This window comes from Apilactobacillus apisilvae, assembly GCF_023380225.1.
GTDB classification, from domain to species: Bacteria; Bacillota; Bacilli; order Lactobacillales; family Lactobacillaceae; genus Apilactobacillus; species Apilactobacillus apisilvae.
Window position 1 is genome coordinate 20,325 of sequence record NZ_CP093362.1, and the last position, 23,618, is coordinate 43,942.

26 protein-coding genes and 1 other RNA gene are annotated in these 23,618 nt (G+C 30.5%); 22 read left to right on the forward strand and 5 right to left on the reverse strand.

Annotated features, from left to right (window positions below; genetic code table 11):
- Positions 1–34: 34 nt before the first annotated feature.
- From nrdF to MOO46_RS00125, 3 genes are all read right to left on the reverse strand, one after another.
- Positions 35–1,003, reverse strand: coding sequence for a class 1b ribonucleoside-diphosphate reductase subunit beta (gene nrdF / locus MOO46_RS00115; protein ID WP_249511028.1), 969 nt, complete (start codon positions 1,001–1,003; stop codon positions 35–37).
- A gap of 21 nt (positions 1,004–1,024) precedes the next feature.
- Entirely contained in the window at positions 1,025–3,190 is a 2,166-nt protein-coding gene (gene nrdE / locus MOO46_RS00120) for a class 1b ribonucleoside-diphosphate reductase subunit alpha (RefSeq protein WP_249511029.1), read from the reverse strand.
- A gap of 116 nt (positions 3,191–3,306) precedes the next feature.
- Positions 3,307–3,534 carry a redoxin NrdH gene (locus MOO46_RS00125; RefSeq protein ID WP_249511030.1) on the reverse strand — a complete coding sequence of 76 codons (228 nt, stop codon included), beginning with the start codon at positions 3,532–3,534 and terminating at the stop codon, positions 3,307–3,309.
- A 207-nt stretch (positions 3,535–3,741) separates the two neighbouring features.
- Here MOO46_RS00125 and MOO46_RS00130 point away from each other — a divergent pair, with 207 nt between their 5' ends.
- The 16 genes from MOO46_RS00130 to tsaD all read left to right on the forward strand — a co-directional run bounded on the left by MOO46_RS00130 (position 3,742) and on the right by tsaD (position 14,720).
- The gene (locus MOO46_RS00130) at positions 3,742–4,347 is read left to right on the forward strand and encodes a class I SAM-dependent methyltransferase (protein WP_249511031.1); all 606 of its coding nucleotides are present in this window, start codon (positions 3,742–3,744) and stop codon (positions 4,345–4,347) included.
- Between the two features lie 3 nt (positions 4,348–4,350).
- Complete coding sequence (gene tadA, locus MOO46_RS00135) at positions 4,351–4,839, forward strand: tRNA adenosine(34) deaminase TadA (protein ID WP_249511032.1); 489 nt, start codon at positions 4,351–4,353, stop codon at positions 4,837–4,839.
- A gap of 28 nt (positions 4,840–4,867) precedes the next feature.
- An RNA gene (gene ffs / locus MOO46_RS00140) (signal recognition particle sRNA small type) lies at positions 4,868–4,963 on the forward strand.
- Positions 4,964–5,103: 140 nt separating this feature from the next.
- On the forward strand, positions 5,104–6,900 hold the full coding sequence (gene dnaX / locus MOO46_RS00145) for a DNA polymerase III subunit gamma/tau (protein WP_249511033.1): 1,797 nt from the start codon (positions 5,104–5,106) through the stop codon (positions 6,898–6,900).
- A 14-nt stretch (positions 6,901–6,914) separates the two neighbouring features.
- Positions 6,915–7,226: a YbaB/EbfC family nucleoid-associated protein gene (locus MOO46_RS00150; protein ID WP_249511034.1), complete on the forward strand. Its 312-nt coding sequence runs from the start codon at positions 6,915–6,917 to the stop codon at positions 7,224–7,226.
- Positions 7,227–7,246: 20 nt separating this feature from the next.
- Entirely contained in the window at positions 7,247–7,846 is a 600-nt protein-coding gene (gene recR, locus MOO46_RS00155) for a recombination mediator RecR (RefSeq protein WP_249511035.1), read from the forward strand.
- A gap of 12 nt (positions 7,847–7,858) precedes the next feature.
- On the forward strand, positions 7,859–8,107 hold the full coding sequence (locus tag MOO46_RS00160; RefSeq protein ID WP_249511036.1) for a YaaL family protein: 249 nt from the start codon (positions 7,859–7,861) through the stop codon (positions 8,105–8,107).
- A 109-nt stretch (positions 8,108–8,216) separates the two neighbouring features.
- Positions 8,217–8,861: a dTMP kinase gene (tmk, locus tag MOO46_RS00165; protein ID WP_249511037.1), complete on the forward strand. Its 645-nt coding sequence runs from the start codon at positions 8,217–8,219 to the stop codon at positions 8,859–8,861.
- Between the two features lie 26 nt (positions 8,862–8,887).
- Positions 8,888–9,214: a cyclic-di-AMP receptor gene (locus tag MOO46_RS00170; protein ID WP_249511038.1), complete on the forward strand. Its 327-nt coding sequence runs from the start codon at positions 8,888–8,890 to the stop codon at positions 9,212–9,214.
- 14 nt (positions 9,215–9,228) lie between these two features.
- Positions 9,229–10,236 carry a DNA polymerase III subunit delta' gene (holB, locus tag MOO46_RS00175; protein ID WP_249511039.1) on the forward strand — a complete coding sequence of 336 codons (1,008 nt, stop codon included), beginning with the start codon at positions 9,229–9,231 and terminating at the stop codon, positions 10,234–10,236.
- 27 nt (positions 10,237–10,263) lie between these two features.
- Entirely contained in the window at positions 10,264–10,599 is a 336-nt protein-coding gene (locus MOO46_RS00180) for a DNA replication initiation control protein YabA (protein WP_249511040.1), read from the forward strand.
- Positions 10,600–10,612: 13 nt separating this feature from the next.
- Positions 10,613–11,497, forward strand: a complete 885-nt coding sequence (gene rsmI / locus MOO46_RS00185) for a 16S rRNA (cytidine(1402)-2'-O)-methyltransferase (protein WP_396121414.1) — start codon at positions 10,613–10,615, stop codon at positions 11,495–11,497.
- A gap of 9 nt (positions 11,498–11,506) precedes the next feature.
- Entirely contained in the window at positions 11,507–12,259 is a 753-nt protein-coding gene (locus MOO46_RS00190; protein WP_249511042.1) for an acyl-[acyl-carrier-protein] thioesterase, read from the forward strand.
- Between the two features lie 103 nt (positions 12,260–12,362).
- A complete protein-coding gene (gene tsaB / locus MOO46_RS00195; protein ID WP_249511043.1) occupies positions 12,363–13,088 on the forward strand; it encodes a tRNA (adenosine(37)-N6)-threonylcarbamoyltransferase complex dimerization subunit type 1 TsaB in 726 nt (241 codons plus the stop codon).
- Positions 13,069–13,668, forward strand: a complete 600-nt coding sequence (gene rimI, locus MOO46_RS00200; RefSeq protein ID WP_249511044.1) for a ribosomal protein S18-alanine N-acetyltransferase — start codon at positions 13,069–13,071, stop codon at positions 13,666–13,668. Before tsaB ends, rimI begins: the two co-directional genes overlap by 20 nt.
- Positions 13,669–13,706: 38 nt before the next feature.
- On the forward strand, positions 13,707–14,720 hold the full coding sequence (gene tsaD / locus MOO46_RS00205) for a tRNA (adenosine(37)-N6)-threonylcarbamoyltransferase complex transferase subunit TsaD (protein WP_249511655.1): 1,014 nt from the start codon (positions 13,707–13,709) through the stop codon (positions 14,718–14,720).
- Between the two features lie 36 nt (positions 14,721–14,756).
- Here tsaD and abc-f read toward each other — a convergent pair whose 3' ends face one another.
- A complete protein-coding gene (gene abc-f, locus MOO46_RS00210) occupies positions 14,757–16,700 on the reverse strand; it encodes a ribosomal protection-like ABC-F family protein (protein WP_249511045.1) in 1,944 nt (647 codons plus the stop codon).
- A gap of 179 nt (positions 16,701–16,879) precedes the next feature.
- On the opposite strand from abc-f, the gene MOO46_RS00215 reads away from it, so the two are divergent.
- The 4 genes from MOO46_RS00215 (at position 16,880) to MOO46_RS00230 (ending at position 20,851) form a co-directional block, all read left to right on the forward strand.
- Complete coding sequence (locus tag MOO46_RS00215) at positions 16,880–17,503, forward strand: redox-sensing transcriptional repressor Rex (protein WP_249511656.1); 624 nt, start codon at positions 16,880–16,882, stop codon at positions 17,501–17,503.
- A 162-nt stretch (positions 17,504–17,665) separates the two neighbouring features.
- Positions 17,666–17,950, forward strand: coding sequence for a co-chaperone GroES (gene groES / locus MOO46_RS00220; RefSeq protein WP_249511046.1), 285 nt, complete (start codon positions 17,666–17,668; stop codon positions 17,948–17,950).
- Positions 17,951–18,002: 52 nt separating this feature from the next.
- Complete coding sequence (gene groL, locus MOO46_RS00225) at positions 18,003–19,628, forward strand: chaperonin GroEL (protein ID WP_249511047.1); 1,626 nt, start codon at positions 18,003–18,005, stop codon at positions 19,626–19,628.
- Between the two features lie 125 nt (positions 19,629–19,753).
- A complete protein-coding gene (locus MOO46_RS00230) occupies positions 19,754–20,851 on the forward strand; it encodes a glycosyltransferase family 4 protein (RefSeq protein WP_249511048.1) in 1,098 nt (365 codons plus the stop codon).
- A gap of 21 nt (positions 20,852–20,872) precedes the next feature.
- On the opposite strand, the gene MOO46_RS00235 is transcribed toward MOO46_RS00230, so the two are convergent.
- Positions 20,873–21,532, reverse strand: coding sequence for a YigZ family protein (locus tag MOO46_RS00235; protein ID WP_249511049.1), 660 nt, complete (start codon positions 21,530–21,532; stop codon positions 20,873–20,875).
- Between the two features lie 54 nt (positions 21,533–21,586).
- Between MOO46_RS00235 and MOO46_RS00240 the strand changes: the two genes are divergently transcribed.
- Together MOO46_RS00240 and MOO46_RS00245 are read left to right on the forward strand one after the other, a co-directional pair.
- Positions 21,587–22,915, forward strand: coding sequence for a DEAD/DEAH box helicase (locus MOO46_RS00240; protein WP_249511050.1), 1,329 nt, complete (start codon positions 21,587–21,589; stop codon positions 22,913–22,915).
- Positions 22,912–23,592, forward strand: coding sequence for a ComF family protein (locus tag MOO46_RS00245; RefSeq protein ID WP_249511051.1), 681 nt, complete (start codon positions 22,912–22,914; stop codon positions 23,590–23,592). Before MOO46_RS00240 ends, MOO46_RS00245 begins: the two co-directional genes overlap by 4 nt.
- Positions 23,593–23,618 lie beyond the last annotated feature (26 nt).

The window sequence follows — 23,618 nt, forward strand, 5'->3', positions numbered from 1 at the left end:
TGGTCCTCGCTTAAAATAGCGAGGACCATTTTTATTAATGCTTAGGATACCAGATTTTATAATCGTCAGCTTTCATTGCTTCGACTTTACCAAGACGATAACCATTACCAACTTGTGAGAAAAAATCATGATTTGCTGTAGAAGTGGAAATACCATTCATAACGATTGGATCAACATCTTCACTAGTATCTGGGAATAATGGATCTTGACCTAAATTCATAAGTGCCTTATTAGCGTTATAACGAATGAATGCCAAAACATCATCAGTCCAACCAACTTGATCATATAATAAATGAGTGTATTTTTCTTCATTTTCATATAAATCGTATAAGAAATTATACATCCAATCCTTTAAATCTTGTTGTTCATTTGTACCTAGTTTGTTAAAACCAATTTGGAATTTGTATCCAATATAAGTACCATGAACTGATTCATCACGAAGGATTAATTTAATAATTTCAGCGACATTAGGTAATTTGTTATGACCTAGATACCATAGTGGAGTGTAAAATCCAGAATAAAATAGGAAAGTTTCTAAGAAAACACTAGATATTTTTTTCTTTAAAGGATTACCATCATCATGGTATAAGTTATAAATTTTTTTAGCTTTATTTTGTAAAAATTCTTCTGAATCACTCCAGTCAAAAATTTCATTAATTTCTTCGGGAGTATTTAATGTTGAAAAAATTGAAGAATAACTTTTAGCATGGACAGATTCCATAAATTGAATATTATTTAACACAGCATTTTCATGGGGAGTAATAATATCTTTTCTTAATGCAGCCATACCATCTTGTGATTGTAAAGTATCTAATAAAGTTAAACCACCAAATACATGACCCACTAACCATTTATGATTATCATCCAAAGTTCGCCAATCGGCTAAATCGTTTGATAAGGGGACACGGGTATCTAGCCAAAATTGTTCAGTTAGCTTTTCCCAAGTAGCTTTATCAATTTGATCACTAATCGAGTTCCAATTGATTGCTTTGTAATTATCCATTTATACTAACTCCTTACTATATTAAATTGAACAACTTTCACATTCATTAACACCGACTTCTTGATTGTCGTCAGTGTATGTTCTTACATAATACAATGATTTAATTCCCATTGCATGTGCATAATTTCTTAAAATATTTAAATCGCGAGTCGTCATCTTATCAGTACGGCCATCTTTCCATTCGTAAAGGCCTTCTGGAATTGTTGAACGCATAAATAGGGTTAGACTCATACTTTGATCTACATGTTTTTGGGCAGCTGCATAGGTATCAATTACCTTACGCATATCAATATCGTATGCTGATTTGTAATATTTTAAGGTATCATTTGATAAATATGGAGCAGGATAATAAATTTTACCAGTTTTAGATTCATATCTTTCTTCAATTTTACTGATAATAGGGTGAAGACTAGCCGTTGAATCATTAATATATGAAATAGAACCATTAGGAGCAACTGCTAATCTATTTTGGTGGTAAAGTCCATCTTTCATAACAGATTCTTTTAATTTTTCCCAGTCTGTTTCGTTAGGAATAAAAATATCTTTGAAGACTTCTTTAATTTTATCAGATTTTGGACCCCAGTTATCACTAGTATATTTATCAAAATAAGAACCATCTGCATATTTACTTTTATCAAAATTATAGAATGTTTCATTTCTTTCTTTGGCAATCTTATTTGAAGTTACTAAAGTCCAATAATTTAGAAGCATAAAGTAAACACCTGTGAACTCGATTGCTTCGTCTGATCCATATTCAATATGATTTTTTGCTAAGAAACTATGAAGCCCCATTCCACCTAGACCAATACTATGTGATAATTCATTTCCTCGTTGAATTGATGGTACGACATCAATATCAGAGTGATCAGTAACGAAAGTTAAAGCTCTAACCATTGAATCAACTGATTTACCAAAGTTAGGACTATCCATTAAATTAACAATGTTAGTTGATCCTAAATTACATGAAACATCTGCACCTTGGTCAATATAATCTTGTTTATTATCAACTGTTGATGGTTGTTGAACTTGCATAATTTCAGAACATAGATTACTCATGACAATTTTACCGTCAATTGGATTTTCACGATTAGCAGTATCAATGTTAATAATGTATGGATAACCAGATTCTTGTTGTAACTTACTAATATCAGTTTCTAAATCACGTGCTTCAATTTTAGTTTTCTTAATTTCATCGTTGTTTACCATATTGTCATATTCTTTTGTGATATCAACATATGAGAAAGGTTCTCCATAAACACGTTCGACATCATATGGGCTAAATAGATACATTTCTTCATCATTTTTAGCTAATTCATAAAATTTATCAGGGACAGTAATTCCTAATGATAATGTTTTTACACGAATTTTTTCATCAGCATTTTCTTTTTTCGCAGATAAGAATGAAATAATGTCTGGATGGAAAACACTTAGATAAACAGCGCCAGCACCTTGCCTTTGGCCTAACTGATTAGAGTATGAAAAACTATCTTCTAGCAACTTCATAACTGGAACAACACCAGATGCAGCTCCCTCAATATGTTTAATTGGGTCACCAGCAGCACGTAAGTTAGATAAATTAATTCCAACACCACCACCAATTCTGGATAATTGAAGGGCAGAATTAATTGTACGGCCAATTGTATTCATATTATCAGTAGGCTGAATTAAGAAACATGAAACAAATTCTCCACGACGTTTTCTACCAGCATTTAAAAATGAAGGAGTGGCTGGTTGATATCTTTGATGAACAATTTCATTTGCTAAGTCTAAAGCTAAATCTTCGTTACCGTTGGCAAATAAAAGAGCATTCATTGCAACACGATCAATGAATTGTTCGAGATAATATTCACCGTCATCTGTTTTTAAAGAATATTGGGCATAAAATTTATATGCAGCCATAAAAGATTTGAATTTAAAATTTTGGTTATTTAAATATTCGTATAATTTTTCAATAAACTTAAAGTTGTATTTATTAACAAATTCTTTTTCTATATACTTATTATCAATTAAATAATTAAAACGTTCTTCTAATGAAGAAAATTGTTTTAGATTGGGCTTAACATTTTCTTCAATAAAAGCATCCAATGCGTCTTTATCTTTATTTAATTGGATTTTCCCATCTTTAGGAATGTTAATTTCATTATTTAAATCGTAATAAGTAACATCTTTTAGGTCCTTTAATGACATTGAAAACCACTCTTTCATAATTTTTGAATTAAATTTGTTTATTAGATAAAAGATGGCGAGACCGTTAGCGGTTTCGCCAAAAACTAAATTTTATAATATAATGTAATAGTTATCAACTATGCTAATTGATTTAATTTATCTGGTCTAAAACCAGAAATAGCTTCCATGCCTTCAGCTTCTACAACTGGTAGTGACATAAAACCTTTTTCTTTAAGGTAATCAATGTATTCTGGTTCTTCATTAATATTTCTTTCAGTGAATTCAATATTATGTTCGCCTAAGAAACGCTTTGTCATTTTACATTGCATGCAGTTATTTTTTGAATATACAGTAATTTTTTCCATGATATAATGATCCTTTCTTAATTAAAAGCTTGATTTTTTTCCGTCTCTCGGATTAATTTATATATAAATTCTACACCAGAAAATAAAAAAATCAAACATAAAAACACCATATTTAGTATTGAAAAATGCTAAACATACTAAGTATAGTGCTTTACAGATTTTTGAAAAATTTAATAATTATTTTTTTAGAATTGAGTGATATAAAAAATGAACGAATACTATTATACACCTAACCCAGATGTTGTCCATGAGCTTCATACTTGGAATTATGAATTGTTAGGTAATGATTTAACTTTCACTACTGATAATGGCGTTTTTTCAAAACGAACTGTTGATTATGGTTCATCTGTTTTAGTAAAAAATATTAATTTTGATAAAATTCCTTCCGGAAACATTTTAGATTTGGGATGTGGTTATGGGCCAATGGCCATTGCATTAGCTAAAAAATATCCTAATCGTAATTTTGAAATGGTTGATGTTAACAACCTAGCTTTATCTTTAGCAAAGAAAAATTCTGAACAAAATGATGTTAAAAATGTAAAAATTCATAATTCAAATATTTATGAAAATGTTCAAGATAAATTTGCAGCAATTTTAACTAATCCACCAGTTAGAGCAGGTAAAAAAGTCGTTGATGGAATGATATCAGGAGCTATTAATCATTTGTTACCTAATGGAACACTTACGGTTGTATTGCAAAAAAAGCAAGGAGCACCTTCAGCTAAAAAATTAATGAAATCGTTATTTGGTAACTGCGAAATTATTCGTAAAGATAAAGGTTATTATATTTTAGAAAGTGTTTTCAGAGGATAATTTATGGAAGTTAAATACATGGAATCTGCATTATGGGAAGCTCAAAAAGCTAGTTTAATTGATGAAGTACCAATTGGTGCTGTAATTGTTAAAGATAATAAAATTATTGCTCGTGGACATAATTTAAGAGAACACAGTAATGACGCATTAGATCATGCTGAGGTTGTTGCAATTGATGAGGCTTGTCGTTATTTAAATAGCTGGCGATTAGAAGATTGTGATTTATATGTAACCATTGAACCTTGCTTGATGTGCGCTGGTGCAATTATTAATTCAAGGATTAAAAATGTATATTATGGGGCTCCAGATTATAAAGCCGGAGTTGCCGAAAGTTTATACCACATTTTTGATGATGAAAGATTTAATCATCATGTTAATTGTGAAAAGGGAATCTTAGCAGAACGAGCTAGTTTGGAAATGAAGACATTTTTTAAACGTGCAAGAAAACGTAAAAAAATATTAAAAAAGATTCATAATGAGCTTGATAAATAATAGTAAATAAGTTATTATTATTTATGTCGAAAGACCTTGAAGCAAAGTTGTGTTTACGAACCGTGTCAGATCCGAGAGGAAGCAGCACTAAGTATTCTACGCTTGTGCTTCTTGTTTTTTATGTAATTAAACTCTTAGTCAATTGATGGCTAGGAGCTTTTTTTTGCTTAAATTTTATATAATAATAATTTACTACGACAATAGCATAATTAATAAATAGCATATATAATATAATTAATAATTATCATTGAAAGGGAGTTTTCTATGAGCTATCAAGCTTTATATCGTGTTTGGCGTCCACAGAGATTTGACGATGTAATTGGTCAAGATGTCATTACCACTACTTTAAAAAATGCAATTATCACCAATCAACTGAGTCATGCTTATTTATTTGCAGGACCTCGTGGGACTGGGAAAACTTCCGCTGCAAAAATTTTGGCTAAAGCAATTAATTGTCCAAATAAAAAAGATGGTGAGCCATGCAATCAATGTGAAATTTGTAAAAGTATTACTAATGGGACTCTAAATGATGTCATTGAAATTGATGCTGCTTCTAATAATGGAGTTGAAGAAATTCGTGAGGTTCGTGATAAAGCAAAATATGCTCCCACAGAAGCTACCTACAAAGTTTATATTATTGATGAAGTTCATATGTTATCGACAGGAGCGTTTAATGCTTTGTTAAAAACTCTGGAAGAACCACCAGAACATGTTATTTTTATTTTAGCTACAACTGAACCACAAAAGATTCCTGCTACGATTATTTCGCGAGTACAACGTTTTGATTTTAGAAGGATTACTTCTCAAGATATTCTCCAAAGAATGGAATTTATTTTAGATCAAAAAGATATGAGCTATGACGATAAAGCATTAAAGGTGATTGCCAAATCTGCTGAAGGTGGGATGCGTGATGCATTAAGCATATTAGATCAAGTCTTATCATTTGGGGCTGATAATGTTACCTATGAAAATGCATTGCAAGTAACCGGTAGTGTCACTAAATCTTTTATGAATAAATATCTTCATTGCGTAGTTAATCATGATGTTAAATCTGCTTTATTAAACGCTCAGTCTATTTTAAAAGAAGGAAAAGATGCTGGCCGCTTTATTGAAGACTTAATCAACTATTGCCAAGATATTTTATTATATCAACAATCTCCTGATATGGTGGAAAAGGCTGAACTAGGCCTTATCGATGATGATTTTAAGCATCTGGCAAACGGAATTGATGCTAAAATTATTTATATGATGATAACTCAGTTAAATGATATTCAATCTCAAATGCGTTATACAATGCATCCTGATGTTTATTTAGATGTTTTAACGGTTAAATTATCTAATAATCATATGGAATCATCAAACGATGAATCTACTAATGATGATGAAAAAAATCAATTAAAATCACAAATATTAGAGTTAAATAATAAGGTTACTTCACTAGAAGCACAAATTAATGAAATGACCTCTAAAGAAAATAAAAGCCCTATTCAGATGGATAACCAGAACGTTTCTAAAAAAGAAAACAATAAAGTTAAAAGTAAATCATCTGAAAATAAGGTTAATTTAACTAAAATATATCCAGTGTTAGACAATGCCACTCGTGATAATTTGACTAATTTGCAAAATATTTGGGATGAATTATTACAATCCCTGGATGTTACTAAAAGGGCAATGATGCATGTTTCTAAGCCTGTTGCTGCCAGTGGTGAGGGAGTAATTGTCTCTTTTGAGTATCCATTTTTATTTCAAAAGGCTAATTCTAATACTGAATTAAGCGATTCACTTGAAAATGGTTTAGATCGTATTTTAGGTTATGTACCTAAAGTGGTTTTTGTACCTAGTGATCAATGGCCTTCAATTAGAAAAGATTACCTTATGAATCGGAAAAATAATCAAAATGAATCTGATCATGTTGATGAAAATTTAGGGAATTCTTCTATTGAAAAAAATGCAGAAAACCATGATAATAATGTTGAGAACAATTCAGATGATGAATCTGCAATTGTTAAAAAGGCCACAGATATGTTTGGCGCTGATATTATTGATGTAAAAAATGATTAAGGAGCGATGATATTATGATGAATGGTATGAATATGGGTAAAATGATGAAACAAGTTAAACAAATGCAAAAAGATATGGGTGCAGAACAAGAACAAATTAACAGTAAAGAATTTACTGGGAAAGCACCCGAAGATATGGTTAAAGTTGTTTTTTCTGGTGATCGTAAGATGAAAGATATGCAAATTAAACCAGAAGCTGTTGACCCAGATGACCCAGACATGATGTCTGATTTAGTTATTAGTGCAGTTAATGATGCTTTATCTCAAATCGATAAAGAAACCCAAGATTCATTAGGTAAATATACTAAGGGAATTCCTGGAATGTAATTTTATAAAGAAGGTAAATTATGCAATATCCGGAACCAGTTGCTAAATTGATTGATAGTTTTATGCGCCTTCCTGGAATCGGTCATAAAACAGCAATTAGATTAGCTTATTTTGTAGTAGATATGAACAATGATGATGTTGCTAAATTTTCATCAGCTTTAAAAGAAACTAAGGATAAGCTAAGATATTGTTCAATTTGTGGGAATCTAACAGAAGAAAATCCATGTATTATATGTAAAGATAAAACACGTGATCAGAATATTGTTTTAGTTGTTGAACAGCCAAAAGATATTATGGTTATGGAAAACATGAAAAGTTATCACGGCTTGTATCATGTTTTAGGTGGAGTTCTTTCACCAATTGAAGGAACTGGGCCTGAGGATTTAAATATAAAATCTTTAATTAAAAGATTACAAACTAATTCAAATATTAAAGAAATAATTATTGCAACCAATGCCACTCCTGAAGGAGAAGCAACAGCTATGTATCTATCTAGATTGATTAAGCCAGCTGGGATTAAAGTCACTAGATTAGCACATGGACTATCAGTAGGTAGTGATATTGAATATGCTGATGAAATGACTCTCTCTAGGGCTGTATCTGGTCGAACTGAAATATAGAGGTGTCAGATTATGTTAGGTTTTAGAAAAAACATCAAAAATGTAGGCTCACAATATGATGAATTTCTTTTGTCTTCAATTGATCGTGCAAAAGCACAGTGGGATCAGGCCAAAGAAACCGAATCTGCAATTTCTGAAGTTGATGAAGAAATTGTTGCACAGACGCAATTATCCAAAGCCAAATATTTATTTTTATATCGTGAGGCTAGAGAACGTAACGTTAGTAACAATCGAATTCAATCATCAGTTATTGATTACTAATATTCAAAAGTGTTAAATTCCAAAATGAATTTAACACTTTTTTTATTTGTTGAAATTGTAAAATTAAAGTACAATTAATTACATAAATGGAAAAAGTGAGTGAATTAATATGTCAGGTAAGTTTGTTACATTTGAAGGACCAGATGGAGCGGGAAAAACTACAGTTTTAAATCGATTATTATCTAATTTAGAAAATAAATTAGGTGATCGTTTGGTTACCAGCCGTGAACCTGGTGGTAATAATATTGCCGAAAGTATTAGAAACGTGATTTTAGATCGTGAAAATACTAAAATGGATTCTAGAACCGAAGCTTTATTATATGCTGCATCTAGAAGACAAAATATCGTTCAAACTGTTAAACCAGCATTAGAAAAACAAAAGCTTGTTATATGTGACCGCTTTTTAGATAGTTCAATTGCTTATCAGGGTGGCGGTCGAATGATTGGTGAAAGTTTAGTTTATGAAATGAATCAATTTGCAACTGAAGGTTTCTTGCCTGATTTAACAATATACTTTGATATTCCAGTTGAAGTAGGTTTGCAAAGAATTGCTAAAAATCGTAAGTCTGATGATATTGATCGTTTAGATGTTGAAACTATTGATTTCCATAAACGCGTTCATCATGCTTACCAAGAAATTGTAAAAAATAATCCTAAAAGAGTTAAAGTTGTTGATGCAACTCAGTCTATTGACGATGTTTATAGTGATGTTGTATCAATAATGAACAAGTATGTTAAGAAATTTATGGAATAAATAATAATTTAGGGAGTGCTTTTAGAATGAAATTATTAATTGTAATTATTCAAAATAAAGATGCCGGAAAACTTCAATCTCAATTTGTTAAAAATAATATTCAACAAACCAAACTATCTACCACCGGTGGTTTTTTAAGATCTGGTAATACTACCTTCATGATAGGAATTAAAGAAGAACGAGTTCAAGAAGTATTGGATCTAATTAAGAAAGTTTCTAGAAAACGTGAACAATATATGACTCCTCCAGTTAATTTGGATGGTGGAGTATCTGATGCATCTTACCCAGTTAAAATTGAAGTTGGTGGATCAATCGTTATGGAAATGCCAATGGATAACTTATACCATTTCTAATTTGAGGGATATTAATGAACGAAAATAAAGTAATTGATGAAGCGACTAATAAACAAAAATATTTAGCTGATAGATTCACAAAAATTATAGATAAATATGAATTATCACATTCATACTTATTTAGTGGTGAATCGGGTGTTGGTAAATTAGCAATGGCTTTATTTATTACGATGGGGATCTTTTGTCCCAATACTACTAATGGGTATCCATGTGGTAATTGTGACGAATGTCGTCGAATTTCAGAGCAACAACATCCTGATGTTGTGATTATTAAACCTGATGTTCAAAGTATTAAAGTTGACCAAGTTAGATATTTAAAGGATGAGTTTTCTAAGAGTGGACTTGAAGGTAATAAAAAAGTATTTATTATTCAAGATGCCGAAACTATGACCAATGGTGCCGCTAATAGTTTATTAAAATTTATTGAAGAGCCAGGTAATAATATCTTTTCTTTTTTATTAACGACTAATTTGAATCTTATTTTACCTACTATCATTTCTAGAACCCAGGTCATTGAATTTAATCACTTAAATTCTGCAGAATTCAGTGAACAATTAAAACAATTAGGTGTGAAACATAGCCAAATTAATTTAATGAATAATTTAACTAATAGTATTAATTTTGTTAGAGATTGGCAAACTGATGATTGGTTTGATAAAGTTCAATCTGTAATATCAAAGTGGTTTGATTCAATTGCTAACAATGATGCTGAAGCTTTTGTTACAATTCAAGCTGATTTAATGCCACTAGTGTTGGACAATAAACGTAGAGAACCCATAATTAATATGATGATTGCTTGCTTTGAAGATGTGTTAAATAGTAAATATTTAAAATCAAATCAATTTAATTTTCCTAAAAATGAAAATAGTATCATTCGGCTAGCTAATAATATTCAATCGCAAACATTAATTTGCATTTTAGAAATTATTTTAAACTGTAATCAACAATTATCAATTAATATCAGTTTTCAAAATATATTAGAATCAATAACCTTGAAAATTATGAATCTTTTAAACCAATAGTTATTTTATAAATGGAGTGGATTTTAATTGGATAAACGAGAATTGTATGATGGCTTTAAAAACATGGAAGCGCAAACACAACTCATGTTAACTAAGTTCTCTGAATTACGTGAAGGCTTAGCTGAAGTGTTAGAAGAAAATGCAGAACTAAAAATAGAAAATCAACATCTACATGAATTTATATCAGAGCAAAAAATGGATGATAAAAATGATGAGGATATTAAAGAACCGCGTTTATCTAAATCACGTAAAAATTTGGAAAAGTTATACAATGAGGGTTTTCATGTTTGTAATCAATTTTATGGAACCCATCGTGAAGATAATGAGAGTTGTATTTTTTGTAATGAAATACTAAATAGATAATTAGTGATGGAGGATTAACTTGAATATTCAACACAGTTTCACCGGATTAAATAATAAAGGACGATTATATTTAGTTCCAACGCCTATCGGTAATCTAGATGATATGACATTCAGAGCAATTAAAATATTAAAATCAGTTGATATTATTGCTGCCGAGAATCCTAGCCATACTCAACAATTATTGAATCATTTTGAAATTGAAAGCAAAAAAGTTAGCTTTAGAGAAGACAATAAAGAACGTAGGATTCCAGAACTTGTTGAAAAGTTAAATGCGGGGTTATCAATTGCACAAGTTAGTGATGCTGGGATGCCATCGATTAGTGATCCTGGTCATGAATTAGCAGTCGCTTGTATTGATAACGATATTAGCGTTGTTCCGTTACCAGGTGCTAATGCTGGTATTACGGCTTTGATTGCTTCTGGATTAACTCCACAACCATTCTATTTTTATGGATTCTTAAATCGTAAGAATAGTGAACAGATAAGTGAATTAGAGAATTTAAATCAACACGAAGAATCTCTAATTTTATATGAAGCTCCTCATCGATTATTTAAAACATTAAAGAATATTCAAAAAGTGATGGGATCAGATCGTAAAGCGGTTCTTTGTCGTGAATTAACTAAAAAATTTGAAGAGTTCACTCGTGGCAGTATTGAAGAATTGATTAATTGGGCAAATGATAATCAAATCCGTGGTGAATTTGTGATTATTTTACAAGGAAATAATCATATTAATGAATCACAAGATGATGAATTGAAAGGATTATCAATTAGTGAACAAGTTAATCATTTTATTGAGCAAAGAATGAAACCTAATGCTGCCATTAAAGAAGTTGCTAAAATTCATGATGTTAAGAAACAAGATATTTATAACATCTATCATGAAATTAAAAAGTGAGGATTAGTTATGGAACCAACAAAATATAGTGAAAATCACCGTGTTAATTACTATGAGGCTGATTTTACTAAAAGAATGACTTTAGCAATGATGCTAGATGTTATTATATTAGTTTCTGAAGATCATACCGATAATTTAAAAATTGGTGCAGACTTTGTTAGACAATTTGGGATTACATGGATTGTTATTCAATATAATGTTGATATTAATCGTATGCCTGTAGTTGATGAAGTTATTACTGTTACAACTAAGTCTAAATCTTATAATAAATATTTTGCATATCGTGAATTTTCTATTCATGATCAAAAGGGTAATTTATTGGTTCATATGACTGGACTTTGGGCGGTAATGAATTACGAAACTAGAAGAATTGCATCTATTCCAAATGAAATTGTTCTGCCATTTGGTGCTGAAAAAGTTAACAAAGTTCCAAAACTATTAAAACCACAAAAGGTTGATTTGGATACTGCAAATAGTCGAACCTTTAGTGTGCGTTATACAGATATAGATTCTAATAAGCACGTAAACAATGCCCATTATATGGATTGGATGATTAATGTGTTGCCGGCTGATTTTTTGACTAACCATTCCCCAATTCATTTCGATTTAAGGTATGAAAATGAAGTTAAGTATGGAAGCAATGTTGAAAGTTACTATAATATGGAAAAGTTAGATGATGGTAATATTTTAACTAAACATGAAATTATGAGTAATGATAAACATTGTACAGTTGCTGATATTATTTGGAAAAAGAATAAATAATTTTAAGGGTATTTTCATTTTTCTGTGGAGATGCCTATTCTTTTTGTTATAATTTAATTTGTAATTTAAAATAATATGAATAATTAAGGAGATAGAAGAGTAAATGAAAGTATTGGCTTTAGATACATCTAATCGACCACTAACGGTTGCTATTTTAGATGATAATCAAGTTTTAGCTACAGAATCGACAACCGTTCATCAAAAACATGCGGAATATTTATTGCCTATCATTGATGAATTATTTAAAAAGGTTGATATGAAACCAAGCGACTTGCAAAGAGTGGTTGTTGCTAATGGCCCGGGTTCTTATACTGGTATCAGAATTGCCACTGCCACTGCCAAGACTTTAGCTTATACTCTAAATATCGACTTAGTTGGAGTTTCTAGTTTATTGACCTTAGCATTAAATGTTCAAGAAGAAGGCAGTTTAGTTATGCCAATATTTGATGCTAGAAATAATAATATATTTACCGGTTTATATAAAATTGAAAATGGTTTGCCTAAGTCAATACTTGAAGACCAACATACTGATTTTGATAAATGGTTAGATTTAGTTGGAGAAGTCAATTCTAATGTTTATGTATTAGGTGATTTTGATAATTTTAATAATAAATTAAGTGATCAATATAACAATCGATTTAAGACTTTAGATGGTTTTTCTAATTTACCTCAAGCAGCTAAACTTGGTATTTATGGTCAAAAACAATCGCCTGTGAATAATATTCATGGATTTGTTCCTAATTACTTAAGATTGACCAAAGCAGAAGCAGATTGGAAAAAAAATAATCCGGAGGCAAGTGAAACATCATATGTTGAAAAATTTGATTAATTGGTATCATAATACATTTTTAAATACTAAAGGCTCATTAAAAAAAGAATGCTTAAATATTAAAAACCATAATGTAGAACTTAATGATCATAAATATTATGTTGCTAAAGCGAGGGTAACTGATATTCCGGAAATTATTAATGTTGAAAAGGCAGTTTATAATGGTGAAACTCCATGGAATGCTGAGGCCTTTACTACAGAATTACAACCTCGGGATGATCGTTTTTATTTATTGATAAGATATCGTGATCAATTGGTTGGATTCATTGGTAGCTCTTTAATCGATAAGACTAAAGATTGTCACATTTCTAACGTAGCGGTTTTACCTCACTTTCAAGATCGTGGTATTGGGTATTTCTTAATTACAAAAATCATTGAGAAAGCACGTCAATTGAGTTATAAATCAGTTTCTTTAGAAGTTCGTATAAGCAATATTAGAGCACAAAGGGTTTATTCTGATTTAGGATTTAAGAAAAATGGGATCAAAAAGAATTATTATGATGGTGATCATGAAGATGCATTAGATATGATTTTAGATTTAGATTTATATGAAACCATTCCTAATAATTTTGGAATTTAAATAGAAATGAAGGTATTTTTTTGGAACCACATATCGTAATGTCTTTTGAATCTAGTTGTGATGAAACTAGTGTGGCTATTATTGAAGATGGTCATAAAATATTATCAAATATAGTTGCTACTCAAATTAAAAGCCATAAACGTTTTGGTGGAGTAGTTCCAGAAGTTGCTAGCCGTCATCATATTGAAGAAGTAACTATTTGTGTTGAAGATGCAATGAATGAAGCCAAAGTTACTTATGATGACATTGATGCAATTGCAGTTACTTATGGTCCTGGATTAGTAGGAGCATTATTAATTGGAGTTACTGCAGCTAAAACAATTGCTTGGGCACACAATATTCCATTAATTCCAGTCAACCATATTGCAGGTCATATTTTAGCTGCTCGTTATGTTGAAGAAATTAAATATCCAGCTTTAGCATTAGTTGTTTCTGGGGGTCACACTGAATTAGTTTTAATGCCTGAAGAAGGTAAATTTAAAATTATTGGTGAGACTAGGGATGATGCTGCTGGAGAAGCCTACGATAAAGTAGGGCGAGTTTTAGGAATTAATTATCCTGCAGGCCCAACTGTTGATAAAATGGCTTCAAAAGGTCATGATACTTTTGATTTCCCTAGAGCAATGGAAAAAGATGAAAACTTTGATTTTAGTTTTAGTGGATTGAAAAGTGCATTCTTAAATACAACACACCATGCTGATCAAATTAATGAAGCCTTAAATAAAGATGATTTAGCAACCAGTTTTCAACAAGCAGTTGTTGATGTTTTAGTTTATAAAACTAGACGAGCATTAGAAGAATATCCGGTTAATCAATTAATTTTAGCAGGAGGAGTTGCTGCTAATCATGGATTAAGAAATGCTTTAGATGAAGCAATAAAGGATGTTTCATCAACTCATTTAGTTAAAGTTCCTTTAAAATTATGTGGTGATAATGCTGCCATGATTGGTGCTGCTGGTTATGTTTTTGCAAAAAAAGGTATTTTTGCTGGAGTTAATTTAAATGCTGATCCAAGTTTAGACTTTGAATTGTTAAATGATATTGAAAAATAAAAAAATGGATGTAATCTGTATGATTACATCCATTTTTTATTCCTCTAATTTCAGGCTATATTCAGTCCATTCATCTTCTAAAGAATCAATTTGTTTATTGATGCTATTTAATTGGTTTTGTAAATCTTGTAACTTCCCAATGTCTTGTAAAACTTCCGGTTCAACCATTGTTTTTTCAATTTTTTCTTTATTTTTATTTAAAGTTTCTAATTCATTTTCTAATTTTTCAATAGAACGTTTTATTTTACGTTCTTCTTTTTGCTTACTTTTATTAAAAATAAATTGTTTTTGATTATCAGATTTAGGTTTTTTATCGTTGGATGAAGCTTCATCTTGTTCTTCTTTTTTCTTTTTAATTGCTTCTTGTTCTTCTTTTTTTTCTACGTAATAATCATAATTACCTAGATATTCATTAGAACCGCTTTCACTTAACTCGACAATAGATGTCGCAATTTTATTAATAAAATAACGGTCATGAGAAACAAATAAAATAGTCCCATCAAAAATTTTTAGTGCGTTTTCCAGAACTTCACGACTGTCGATATCAAGATGGTTGGTAGGTTCATCTAAAATTAAAAAGTTATCATGATTCATAGATAATTTAGTTAGCAATAATCTGGCTTTTTCACCACCAGAAAGATTTCCAACAGTTTTGTCCACATCATTACCAGAAAATAAGAAGCTTCCCAAAATAGATCTAATATGTTGTTCAGTTTCTGTAGGATAATCGTCCCAAATTTCGTCTAAAACATTTTTTCTTCGATGCAAAGTATCCTGATGTTGATCATAATAGCCAATTTGGACACCAGTTCCTAATTGAACTTTACCATCTATTTTAGGTAATTTTTTAATAATTGTTTTTAATAGGGTAGACTTTCCAACACCATTAGGACCAATTAAAGCGACCGCTTGGTGCTTTTTAATATCCAAATTGATATCTGAACTAAGAATTTCATGTTCATAACCAATTTTTAAATCACTAACTTTTAGAACAACGTTTCCACTTTGCTTATACGGTGAAAAACTAAATTTTGCTGCTTTTTCATCGTGTTCAGGTGAATCAATTCGGTCCATTTTTTCTAATTGCTTTCGACGCGCCTGAGCTCGTTTAGTTGTTGATGCTCTTACAATATTTTTATTCACAAAATCTTCCATTTTGTGAATTTCTTTTTGTTGTTTTTCAAAGTTTTTTAACTGAATTTGATAATTAGCTTGTTTTTGTTCAATAAAATTAGAGTAATCACCATTATATTCGTCTAAATGTCCATGATTTAAATCATAAACTTTATCAACGATTTTATCCATAAAATAACGATCATGTGAAATGATTAATAAAGCACCAGGATAGCCTTTAATATAGTCTTCTAACCATGCGATTGTTTTTACATCAATATGATTAGTAGGTTCATCTAAAATTAATAAATCACGTTTTTCTAAAAGTAATTTAGCCATTGCTAACTGGGTTTGTTGACCACCTGATAATTCATTGATTTTATGATTATAGGAATCTTTCTTAAATCCAAATCCAGCAAGTACTGATCTGATTTCAGCTTCATAGCCAAAACCATTTTTAGATAAAAATTCTGATTGCAATCGGTCATATATTTTACTAATTTTTTGAAACTTTTTAGGGTTATTAATTACTTCATTACTAGCCATCTTATTTTCGTATGAATGAATTTTATTTTCTAATTCACGAATTTCTTTAAAAACTGATTCCATTTCTTCGATAATAGTTCGGTTTGATTTTAAACCGGTATTTTGAGCTAAATAACCAATTGTTAAACCATTTTTAGTCGTTACATTACCCTCATCAATTGAATCAATTCCCATAATCATTTTAACTAACGTAGATTTACCGGCACCATTTCTTCCCACTAGAGCAACTTTACCATTTTCAGGAATACTTAAATTGACGTTTGTGAAAAGATCTTCACCACCAAATCTTTTTGTTAACTTATTAGCTTGTAAAAGAATCAATATTTTCACCTCCTAAATATTCTTATAACGATAATGATAATAATAATTCTAGCATATAATAACATTATTATTAAATAATGTATTTTTTAAAAGTTTGGAAATCATTTCACAAACTATCTTTTTATGGTAAAATAATTATTCGTTATGCGTATTAATTCAGGGAGGGAAAAAATTTGGACATGAAAATTCCTAGGGCAACAGCTAAAAGATTGCCTATGTATTATCGGTATCTTAGTGGATTACATGATGCAAAAGTAAAACGTATTTCTTCTAGTATGTTTGCTGATGCAGTGCAAGTTGATTCAGCAACAATTAGAAGAGATCTTTCTTATTTTGGTGCCCTTGGTAAGCGTGGCTATGGTTATGATGTTGACAACTTATTAGAGTTCTTTAAAAAGATCCTAAATCAAGATCATTTAACTAATGTAGCCTTAGTAGGTTTAGGTAATTTAGGACAAGCTTTATTGAACTTTAACTTTCATAAAGATAGCAACGTTAGAATTTCTGCAGCTTTCGATATTCATGAACATATGATTAATACAGTTCAGAGTGGTGTCCCTGTCTATGATGTTAAGTATCTGAAAAAACAATTAAGTGAGCAACAAATAGATGTGGTTATTTTAACTGTTCCTACAGGAGTTGCCCAACAAATTTGTGATCAAGCAATTAGTGGTGGTGCAAAAGGTATTATGAATTTCACTTCTAAACGCTTGTCTGCACCTGCAAACGTAAGAGTACAGAATGTAGACTTAACCAATGAATTACAAACCTTAATTTATTTTATTGAACATTATGATAATTAAAAATAAAAAATGATCCTCAATTATTTTTGAGGGTCATTTTTTTATTTTCACTAAATCATTTAGCTTGCATTTATTCAAAAAAAATAATATATTGTATTTGTTCGTTAGCACTTAAATCATGAAGTGCTAATTCTTGTTATAAAAAATGGAGGGATAGTAACAATGTTAAAACCATTAGGTGACCGTGTTGTTATTGAAACACAAAATGAAGAAGAAAAGACAGTTGGAGGGATTGTTTTAGCAAATAATGCAAAAGAAAAGCCTCAAACTGGAAAAGTCCTTGCTGTTGGTGATGGACGTGTTCTTGAAAACGGTAAAACCTTATCACCATCTGTAAATATTGGCGACAAAGTTTTATTTGATAAATATGCTGGTACTTCTGTTGATTATGATGGTAAATCATATTTGATTTTACATGATAAGGACATTGTTGCTGTTATTGAATAATTAAAATAATAAGCGATTTGTTAATATATTTTTTATGGGGTGAATAATAATTATGGCTAAAGAAGTTAAATTTTCTGAAGATGCTAGACATTCAATGCTAAAGGGTGTTGATAAACTAGCTAATACTGTAAAGACAACATTAGGGCCAAAGGGACGTAACGTTGTACTAGAGGAATCTGCAGGTAACCCTAATATCACTAATGATGGGGTTACTATCGCTAAGTCTATTGATTTGAAAAATCATTTTGAAAATATGGGTGCTAAGTTGGTTTCTGAAGTTGCTTCTAAAACTGATGATATTGCTGGTGACGGTACTACTACTGCTACTGTTTTGACACAAGCAATCGTAAATGAAGGGATGAAGAATGTTACTGCAGGTGCTAACCCTGTTGGTATTCGTCGTGGAATTGAAAAAGCTACTCAAGTTGCTGTAGAAAAGTTGCATAAGATGTCACACGAAGTGAAGAATAAGAATGACATCGAACAAATTGCTTCTATTTCTGCCGCTAATCCAGAAGTTGGTAAATTAATTGCTGATGCAATGGAAAAAGTTGGTAATGATGGTGTTATTACTGTTGAAGATTCTCGTGGTGTTAATACTACAATGGACGTTGTTGAAGGAATGCAATTTGATCGTGGTTACATGTCGCAATACATGGTAACTGACAATGAGAAAATGGAAGCCGATTTAGACAACCCATACATTTTAGTTACTGATAAAAAGATCAATAATATTCAAGAAATTTTACCAGTTTTACAATCAGTAGTTGAACAAGGTCGTTCATTATTAATTATTGCTGATGATATTGGTGGAGAAGCCTTACCAACACTTGTACTAAATAAGATGCGTGGAACATTTAATGTTGTTGCAGTAAAGGCACCTGGATTTGGGGATCGTCGTAAATCACAATTGCAAGATATTGCTACTTTAACCGGTGCAACCCTTGTTACTGATGATTTAGGGATTAATTTGAAAGATGTTAAAATTGATCAATTAGGTCAATCTAACAAAGTTAATGTTACTAAAGACGATACAACTATTGTCCAAGGTTCTGGTGATAAAGAACAAATTGCTAAACGGGTTACTGAAATTAAGAATCAAATGGAGACTACTACTTCCGATTTTGATCGTGATAAGTTAAGAGAACGTTTAGCTAAATTAGCCGGTGGAGTTGCTGTTATCCGCGTTGGTGCAGCTACTGAAACTGAACTAAAAGAACGTAAATACAGAATCGAAGATGCTTTAAATTCAACTAGAGCTGCCGTTGAAGAAGGCTTTGTTCCTGGTGGTGGGACTGCCTTTATTAATGTCTTAAAAGATATTAGTTCAATTGATACTGATGGTGATGAACAAACTGGTGTTAATATTGTTTTACGTGCATTAGAAGCACCTGTAAGACAAATTGCTCACAATGCTGGTGTAGATGGTTCAGTTGTCGTTGAACATTTAAAGAATAAAGATGCTGGTGTTGGATACAATGCTGCGACCGGTGAGTATGAAGATATGATTAAGGCCGGGGTTGTTGATCCTACTAAGGTAGCAAGATCTGCTTTGCAAAACGCTGCATCTGTTTCTGCTTTGTTATTAACAACTGAAGCAGTTGTTGCTGATATGCCCGATGAAAATGATGGTGGAAATAGTGGAATGCCACAACCAGGTATGGGTGGCATGATGTAATTAAATATCTTTATTAACTAGGATTCCTTTATAGGAATCCTTTTTTATTTTCATCTACCTTGTTTTTAATTAATTACATTTGTATAATTTAGTTATTACATCTTAAATTGAAAGGAAAACGATTAATGTTAAAATTAGAAATAATCGTTTGCTTGTTTGCGACTTTAATAATTTCAGCTGTTTTAACACCATTTATTAGAAAATTATCTTTTAGATGGGGAGCAATCGACGACCCAAATAAACGAAGAATGAATAAAATTCCAATGCCCACTATGGGAGGGTTGGCAATATTTATTTCCTACACATTTGCGACTAATTTTTTACTTAGGAAGCAAATGCCAACGCATCAATTATATGGAATGTTTGCCGGAGGAGCAATTATTGTTTTAACCGGAATTATAGATGATATTTGGGTGTTAAAACCTCGGCAAAAAGTTTTTGGGATTAGTATTGCTGCTTTAGCCGTATATTTTTTGGGCAATGTTCAGATGAATCTGATAACTTTACCATTTATAGGGACTTTTAGCTTAGGTTGGTTTAGCTTACCATTAACATGGATTTGGATTTTGGCAATCACTAATGCTGTTAACTTAATTGATGGATTAGATGGTTTAGCGACTGGAGTTGCTGTAATTGCATTAACAACAATGGGAATTACAGGTATGTTTTTCCTTAATGTGGGTAATACATATGTATCAATTATGATTTTTGCATTGGTAGCATCTTGTTTAGGTTTCTTACCATACAATTTCTTTCCAGCTAGAATTTATCTAGGGGATACAGGTTCTTTGTTTATTGGATTCATGATTGCTGTATTTTCATTGAATGGGCTAAAGAACGCTACTTTTATTACAGTTATTATTCCGGTAATTATTTTAGGTGTACCAATTACTGATACTATTTATGCTATTCTAAGAAGAATGCTTAATAAACAATCAATTTCACACGCCGATAAAAAACATTTACATCATCGCTTAATGCAAATTGGCTTAACGCATCGTCAAACAGTTTTAGTAATTTATGGTATTGCTTTAATTTTTTCGTTTATTTCATTACTTTATCCAATTTCAACAGTTTGGGGTTCGATTTTACTAACAATTGCCACATTAATTGGCTTAGAACTTTTTGTTGAATCAATTGATTTGGCCGGTAAGGGGCGTCAACCACTTTTAAATTTAATTAAAAAAATTGTAAAAGAAAATACTAGTAAAAGTAATCATTAAAAAAGATTGATTCGTTAAGAATCAATCTTTTTTAATATCTTCATATGGATTAAAGTCAATCTCAAAATATTTCTCGTTACCGTTAACCATGGTTACATTATCATTTAATAAGTTAATAACTTTTTGTTTAAATTCATCAACTTCATTATTATCAATTGATATAATAATTGTTACTTTATCAGTATATTGAGTATCAATAATATTTACATTATTTTCCTTTAAATGGTAATTCAGTTGATCAAATAATGCATAATTGATACTTAGTTTAATTTCAGTTTGGAGAACTTTTTTAATAACACCGGCTTTTTCAATTGCTTTGGTTGTAGCATTACTATAAGCACGAATTAATCCGCCAGCACCTAATTTGATGCCACCGAAATATCTAGTTACAACTGCCACAGTATTATGAATGCCAATCATTTTGATAGCGTCTAAAATTGGAACACCTGCAGTGCCAGATGGTTCACCGTTATCACTGGCTCTTTGCACATGGTCATCTTGCCCAATTACATATGCATAACAGTTATGTGTAGCTTTTTTATTATCAGCTTTAACTTCATTTATAAATTTTGTAGCATCTTCTTCACTATCAATTCTAGCAATATTACAAATAAAACGTGATTTTTTAATTTCTAATTCATTTGACCCAGTTTTTTTTATTGTTAAATAATCATTTTTCATTTTTGATAAACCTCATTATTTATATTTTTCGTATTTAAAATATGGTGATTAGTTATGATAAAAACTTTAGAAGATTTATATGGAAGACAAATTGATGAATATGATATTGATCAATCAATAAAAAAGTATTCCAAAATTAAACAGTATACACCAATTAAGATTAACAATAACCATATCTATTGTAAACGATGTGGACAAACTAGCGATAAAGATTCATCTTACTTACCTAACAATCAATACTATTGCCCACTTTGTATTAACTTAGGTCGAGTGAGCAGTGATCATAAGTTGTATTATTTATCTGAACCAAATAATTTTGAAAAAATAGAAGATATTCTTACATGGGATGGTAATTTAACTGATTTACAGATTGAATGTTCCAAAAAGATTATTGATGTTTTTCATAATAATGAAAAACATCTTTTATGGGCAGTTACAGGTGCTGGTAAAACTGAAATGTTATTTTCAGGAATTGAGAGTGCAATTAATGACAAAAAACGAATTTGTATTGCATCGCCACGAGTGGATGTATGCATTGAACTTTTTCCCAGAATCAAGGCCGCTTTTAATAATATTGATATGATTCTTTTACATGGAAGACAAACAGAAGAATATCGTTACTGTCAACTTACTGTTTGCACTACTCATCAATTATTGAGATTTTACAACGCTTTTGATGTATTAATCATTGATGAAGTAGATTCTTTTCCGTACGTAGCTGATGAAGGCTTACATTTTGCAGCTAATAATGCATGCAAAGAAAAATCAAGTACACTTTATTTAACTGCGACACCAACAGATAATCTCTTAAAATTAGTTAATAATAAACAACTGAGCATAAGTTATCTACCATTACGTTTTCATCGCCATTTATTACCTGAAATTAAAAATAAATTTATTGGTGATTGGCGAATGAAACTTAAAAAGGATAAACTACCTAAGAAACTTATTAATTTAATTAAAAATAGAGTTGAACAAAAACAACGATTCTTATTATTTGTACCACGAGTTCAGGATTTGATGCCCATTTCTAAAGCATTAGAACGATATTTTAATACATCTTTGTGGGATACAGTTCATTCAACTGATGAAAAAAGGTTAGCGAAAGTTCAAAGAATGCGAAATAACGAAGTTTTATTTTTAATAACTACGACTATTTTAGAACGTGGAGTCACTTTTCCTGGAATTGATGTAATTGTTTTAGGTGCAGAAGATGATTTATTTTCCACTTCAGCCTTGGTACAAATTGCGGGGCGAGTTGGCCGTAAGAACGAACGTCCTTATGGGGATGTTATATTTTTAAGCCATTATTACACCAACGTCATTAAAAAAGCTATTAAGCAAATAAAATATATGAATAAGTTAGGAAGAAAACTTCTATGAAAAAATGTCTTTTTTGTGATTCCCCATTAAATAAAGAGTTAACATTGGGATTTTTACTTAGCTTTAAAAAGCTATCTAATGATTTATTATGTAAAAGTTGCTTTAATAAATTTGAGCTAATTAATTCTAATCATCGTTGTATTATTTGTGGTCGTTCCGGAGATTTTGAAGATGAAAAATGTTCGGATTGTTTAAGGTGGCTTGCTTTAGATAATAGTTTAATTAATAAATCATTTTTTAATTATAATGATTCGATGAAGGAATATATGCAAAGATATAAATTTAATGGCGATTATCGTTTAAGAAAGATTTTTCAAAATTATTTTAAAAAAGAATTGAATTCTGATAAGATAGTAGTTCCAATTCCGGTGAGCAAAAGCACTTTAAAAAGGCGAGGGTTTAATCAAGTTGAGGGCTTTTTAGATGGAATTGAATATTCTGATATATTATCAGTTAAGTATGATGAAAAGGTTACTCATTCTACTCAAAGTAGAATAGATCGCATTAAGACTAAACAATTTTTTGTTATTAAAAATAATATGAAAAATTTAATCATTGATAAAGATCTAATTATAGTAGATGATGTTTATACTACTGGAACAACGATGCGTTTAGCTTATTCCTTATTAATTTCAAATGGTGCTAAAAGTGTTCAAGGATTAACATTAGCTAGATAATATAAATTATTAAATTATTTTTAAAA

Excerpts from the sequence above, each read along its gene's own strand:
- nrdF (WP_249511028.1), bottom strand. The coding sequence starts at position 1,003 with ATGGATAATTACAAAGCAATCAATTGGAACTCGATTAGTGATCAAATT.
- nrdE (WP_249511029.1), bottom strand. The coding sequence starts at position 3,190 with ATGTCATTAAAGGACCTAAAAGATGTTACTTATTACGATTTAAATAAT.
- MOO46_RS00125 (WP_249511030.1), bottom strand. The coding sequence starts at position 3,534 with ATGGAAAAAATTACTGTATATTCAAAAAATAACTGCATGCAATGTAAA.
- MOO46_RS00130 (WP_249511031.1), top strand. The coding sequence starts at position 3,742 with ATGAACGAATACTATTATACACCTAACCCAGATGTTGTCCATGAGCTT.
- tadA (WP_249511032.1), top strand. The coding sequence starts at position 4,351 with ATGGAAGTTAAATACATGGAATCTGCATTATGGGAAGCTCAAAAAGCT.
- dnaX (WP_249511033.1), top strand. The coding sequence starts at position 5,104 with ATGAGCTATCAAGCTTTATATCGTGTTTGGCGTCCACAGAGATTTGAC.
- MOO46_RS00150 (WP_249511034.1), top strand. The coding sequence starts at position 6,915 with ATGATGAATGGTATGAATATGGGTAAAATGATGAAACAAGTTAAACAA.
- recR (WP_249511035.1), top strand. The coding sequence starts at position 7,247 with ATGCAATATCCGGAACCAGTTGCTAAATTGATTGATAGTTTTATGCGC.
- MOO46_RS00160 (WP_249511036.1), top strand. The coding sequence starts at position 7,859 with ATGTTAGGTTTTAGAAAAAACATCAAAAATGTAGGCTCACAATATGAT.
- tmk (WP_249511037.1), top strand. The coding sequence starts at position 8,217 with ATGTCAGGTAAGTTTGTTACATTTGAAGGACCAGATGGAGCGGGAAAA.
- MOO46_RS00170 (WP_249511038.1), top strand. The coding sequence starts at position 8,888 with ATGAAATTATTAATTGTAATTATTCAAAATAAAGATGCCGGAAAACTT.
- holB (WP_249511039.1), top strand. The coding sequence starts at position 9,229 with ATGAACGAAAATAAAGTAATTGATGAAGCGACTAATAAACAAAAATAT.
- MOO46_RS00190 (WP_249511042.1), top strand. The coding sequence starts at position 11,507 with ATGGAACCAACAAAATATAGTGAAAATCACCGTGTTAATTACTATGAG.
- tsaB (WP_249511043.1), top strand. The coding sequence starts at position 12,363 with ATGAAAGTATTGGCTTTAGATACATCTAATCGACCACTAACGGTTGCT.
- rimI (WP_249511044.1), top strand. The coding sequence starts at position 13,069 with ATGTTGAAAAATTTGATTAATTGGTATCATAATACATTTTTAAATACT.
- tsaD (WP_249511655.1), top strand. The coding sequence starts at position 13,707 with ATGTCTTTTGAATCTAGTTGTGATGAAACTAGTGTGGCTATTATTGAA.
- MOO46_RS00215 (WP_249511656.1), top strand. The coding sequence starts at position 16,880 with ATGAAAATTCCTAGGGCAACAGCTAAAAGATTGCCTATGTATTATCGG.
- groES (WP_249511046.1), top strand. The coding sequence starts at position 17,666 with ATGTTAAAACCATTAGGTGACCGTGTTGTTATTGAAACACAAAATGAA.
- groL (WP_249511047.1), top strand. The coding sequence starts at position 18,003 with ATGGCTAAAGAAGTTAAATTTTCTGAAGATGCTAGACATTCAATGCTA.
- MOO46_RS00230 (WP_249511048.1), top strand. The coding sequence starts at position 19,754 with ATGTTAAAATTAGAAATAATCGTTTGCTTGTTTGCGACTTTAATAATT.
- MOO46_RS00235 (WP_249511049.1), bottom strand. The coding sequence starts at position 21,532 with ATGAAAAATGATTATTTAACAATAAAAAAAACTGGGTCAAATGAATTA.
- MOO46_RS00240 (WP_249511050.1), top strand. The coding sequence starts at position 21,587 with ATGATAAAAACTTTAGAAGATTTATATGGAAGACAAATTGATGAATAT.
- MOO46_RS00245 (WP_249511051.1), top strand. The coding sequence starts at position 22,912 with ATGAAAAAATGTCTTTTTTGTGATTCCCCATTAAATAAAGAGTTAACA.